Annotated in this window: 3 protein-coding genes and 1 riboswitch; of the genes, 2 read left to right on the top strand and 1 reads right to left on the bottom strand. The window is 74.5% G+C overall.

What is annotated here, in order from left to right; genetic code table 11:
* Positions 1-996, bottom strand: a 996-nt coding sequence (gene thiO, locus AADR41_RS41690; RefSeq protein WP_342287658.1) for a glycine oxidase ThiO, incomplete at its 3' end; no start/stop codon positions are given.
* Positions 994-1,106: riboswitch (TPP riboswitch) on the bottom strand. Its footprint overlaps the gene before it by 3 nt.
* A gap of 203 nt (positions 1,107-1,309) precedes the next feature.
* Here thiO and AADR41_RS41685 point away from each other — a divergent pair.
* Both AADR41_RS41685 and AADR41_RS41680 read left to right on the top strand, forming a co-directional pair.
* Positions 1,310-2,566, top strand: coding sequence for an NAD(P)/FAD-dependent oxidoreductase (locus tag AADR41_RS41685; protein WP_446751210.1), 1,257 nt, complete (start codon positions 1,310-1,312; stop codon positions 2,564-2,566).
* Positions 2,567-2,934: 368 nt separating this feature from the next.
* Positions 2,935-3,300: an Rv2175c family DNA-binding protein gene (locus AADR41_RS41680; protein WP_124718155.1), complete on the top strand. Its 366-nt coding sequence runs from the start codon at positions 2,935-2,937 to the stop codon at positions 3,298-3,300.
* Positions 3,301-3,352: the final 52 nt, after the last annotated feature.

The raw sequence follows: 3,352 nt of genomic DNA, 5'->3' as shown, positions 1-3,352 counted from the left end.
GCCCAGCAGCGGGGCGTTGTCGGGGGAGGCGGGGCGCAGGCCGGCCAGGGTCTCGGTGAGCGGCAGTTCGGTGATGCCGGGGACCAGCTCGTGGGCGTCCCGCAGCAGCTCGTAGACCCCGCCCGCGGTGACCGTGGTGTCCCAGCCCATCTCCTCGCTGGTGGCACCGACGACCAGCTCGCCGTTCTCGCGCGGTACGAGGTAGACGTGGCCGCCCCGGACCACGGCCCGGATCGTCCGGCTCAGGAACGGCGTGTACCCGGCGGGCACGGTCAGCCGCACCACCTGGCCCTTCACCGGCCGGACCGGTGGCACCACCTCGTCCGGCAGCCCGGGCAGCCGCCCGCTGAGGCTCCCCGCGGCGAGCACGACCTGGTCGGCGGCCAGCTCCGTACCCCCGGCGAGCACCACCCCGGAGGCCCTGCCGCCCACCACGCCCAGCCGCTCCACCCAGCCGCGGTGGAAGACCACCCCGGCCCGTTCGCAGGCGGTCAGCAGGGCGGTGGCCAGCCGGCGGGGATCGATCTGGTGGTCGCCGTCGACCCGCAGGCCGCCCCGGACGCCCGGCGCGAGCATCGGCTCCAGCCGGCGGCACTCACGGCCGGTGAGCCACTCCGATTCGAGGCCCGAACGCTGCTGGAGGGCGTGCAGATCCCGCAGATGGGCACGGTCGTCGGAGTCCAGCGCGACGGCCAGGGTGCCGCAGGTGCGAAAGCCGGTCTCCTGGCCGCTCGCCTCCTCCAGCTCGGCCACGAAGGCCGGATAGCGGGCGGCCGAGGCGACGTTGAGGCCCAGCAGCAGCTGTTCGCCGTAGTGGAGTTCGGTGACGGCGGCCAGCATGCCGGCCGCCACCCGGGCGGCGCCGCCACCCGGTTCGGGGTCGGCGACCGCCGTGCGCAGTCCGCGCTGAGCGGCCCGCCAGGCCGTCACCAGGCCGATGATCCCGCCCCCGATGACGAGGACGTCGGATCCGTTCTCGTTCCGAGAAGAACGCATGGGCTTCCAGCCCCTCCCTTCGCCGGCATGACCCGGATCAGGTTCGTACGGTCGAAGGCCGCCCAGCCTCCCTCTCAGCCCGGTGCGTCCGGGCTCCCGCGAGTGTCTTACGTCGGCCACCCTAAACCCCGCCCCCACCGGACCGGTGCGGGAGCTGTCACACGGCCCGCCCGACGGCATCGCCCGCACCGGGACGACGGCCGGATCCGGCCGGACGAGCGGTGGGAGCGGGAGCCGCGGCAGGGCGGCGGGACGGGCACGGTCGGGCAACCCGCCCTTTCCTGACGATCAATCAGGTGCTTATGGTGTACGGGTGAGCGATCAGCAGCAGTCAGAGCAGCCGGACCGTCGGGCAGGACGCCGCGTCGTCGTCGTCGGCGCGGGCATGGCCGGGGTGCAGACCGCGGTGGCCCTGCGGGAACAGGGCTTCACCGGCCCCGTCACCCTGATCGGCGCGGAACCGCACCAGCCCTACGACCGGCCCCCGCTGTCCAAGGCGGTGCTGCTCGGCAAGGCCGAGGACTCCGCCTTCGACATCGACTTCGAGGCGCTGGAGATCGAGCTGCACCTGGGGCGCGAGGTGACCGGTGTCCGGCCGGACGCACACGAACTGGACACCCCGGAAGGGCCCGTTCCCTACGACGCCCTGGTGATCGCGACCGGTGCAGAACCGATCGTCCTGCCCGGCACCGAGGGCGTTCCCGGCGTCCATCTGCTGCGCACCCTCGACGACGCGGCACGGCTGCGGCCGGTCCTCGACGAGCAGCACGGCGTCGTGGTCGTCGGCGCGGGCTGGATCGGCGCCGAGTTCGCCACCGCGGCCCGCGCCGCCGGCTGCGCGGTCACCGTCGTCGAGGCCGCCGACCGGCCCCTGGCGGGCGCGATGCCCGCGGAGGTCGCCGCCCCGATGGCCGCCTGGTACGCGCAGACCGGCGCCGAACTCCTCACTGGGGCCCGGGTGGACCGCATCGAGCCGGGCCGGGTGGTCCTCGCGGACGGGCGTACCGTCCCGGCCGGAGCGGTCGTCGTCGGAATCGGCGCCCGCCCCGCCACCGGCTGGCTGGCCGGCTCCGGCATCGCGCTCGGCCCCGACGGATCGGTGACCGCCGACGAGGCGCTGCGCACCTCGGCGCCCGATGTGTACGCGGTGGGCGACTGCGCCTCGTTCCCCTCCGCCCGGTACGGCGAACGCCTGCTCGTCCACCACTGGGACAACGCGCTCCAGGGCCCGCGCACCGCCGCCGCCAACATCATCGGCGCGGCGGCCGACGACGCCCCGGAGCCGGTGACGTACGACCCCGTGCCGTACTTCTGGTCCGAGCAGTTCGACCGGTTCGTGCAGTACGCGGGCCACCACGGGAGCGCCGACACCCTGCTGTGGCGCGGCGATCCGGCAGGACCCGCCTGGTCGGTGTGCTGGCTGCGGGACGACGTCCTGGTCGCGGTGCTCGCCGTCGGGCGGCCGCGCGATCTGGCCCAGGGGCGCAAGCTCATCGAGGCGGGGGCGCGGCTCGATCCCGAGCGGGCCGCCGACCCGGCCGTACCGCTGAAGTCGGCGATCCGTCAGTAGCGTGCCGCAGGGCGTGCGGGGTGTCCGGAACGCGGCCCCTTGGACGCCGGCCGGAATTGGTGCATCCCGCTCTTCCTCCGGACCGACGCGCACGCGGCACGGACCGGCGGCAGGGCCACCGTCGACACCCTCACCGACCGGCCGGTGGTGAAGACCGTCCAGACCTCGGGCGGCGACGGGAGCCTCGCCCGAGACGTACCGGGGCGCCACCGGCACCGGGGCCTGCTGCTCGTGGTTCCCGACGACCGCGCACGGCCGGGTCACCGGCGACCGGCAGGGCCACGGCCGCCTCGCCGGCGTGGTCCGCGAGACCCTGAAGGGCTGAGTCCGGGTGTCGGCTGTCGGTGCGGGATGGCAGGCTTGTCCCCGTGACCGAGATTGACGCAAAGATCGATGCTCTCGTCCCCGCCTGGCTGCACCTGCCCGACATCGCCGAAATGCTCGATGTCCAGGTGACGCGCGTGCGGCAGCTGGTCAAGGAGGGCCAGCTGATCGCCGTACGACGTGGTGAGAACCGGACGCTCCAGGTGCCCGCCGCCTTCATCGACGGCGACAAGGTGGTCAAGGGCCTCTCCGGCACCCTGACGCTCCTGAGGGACGACGGCTACAACGACGAAGAGATGCTTGAGTGGCTCTTCACCCCCGACCCGACCCTGCCCGGCACCCCCGCCCAGGCACTGAGCGAGAATCGCGGCACGGAGGTGAAGCGCCGCGCCCAGGCGCTCGCCGTCTGACGGCCGGCCGCGGGTGGGGGGGGGGGGGGGGGGGGGGGGGGGGGGGGGGGGG

The organism is Streptomyces sp. CLV115, assembly GCF_038448545.1.
Taxonomy (GTDB): Bacteria; Actinomycetota; Actinomycetes; order Streptomycetales; family Streptomycetaceae; genus Streptomyces; species Streptomyces sanglieri.
Note: the sequence above shows the minus strand (reverse complement) of the source record. Positions and strands in the feature narration are given on the sequence as shown.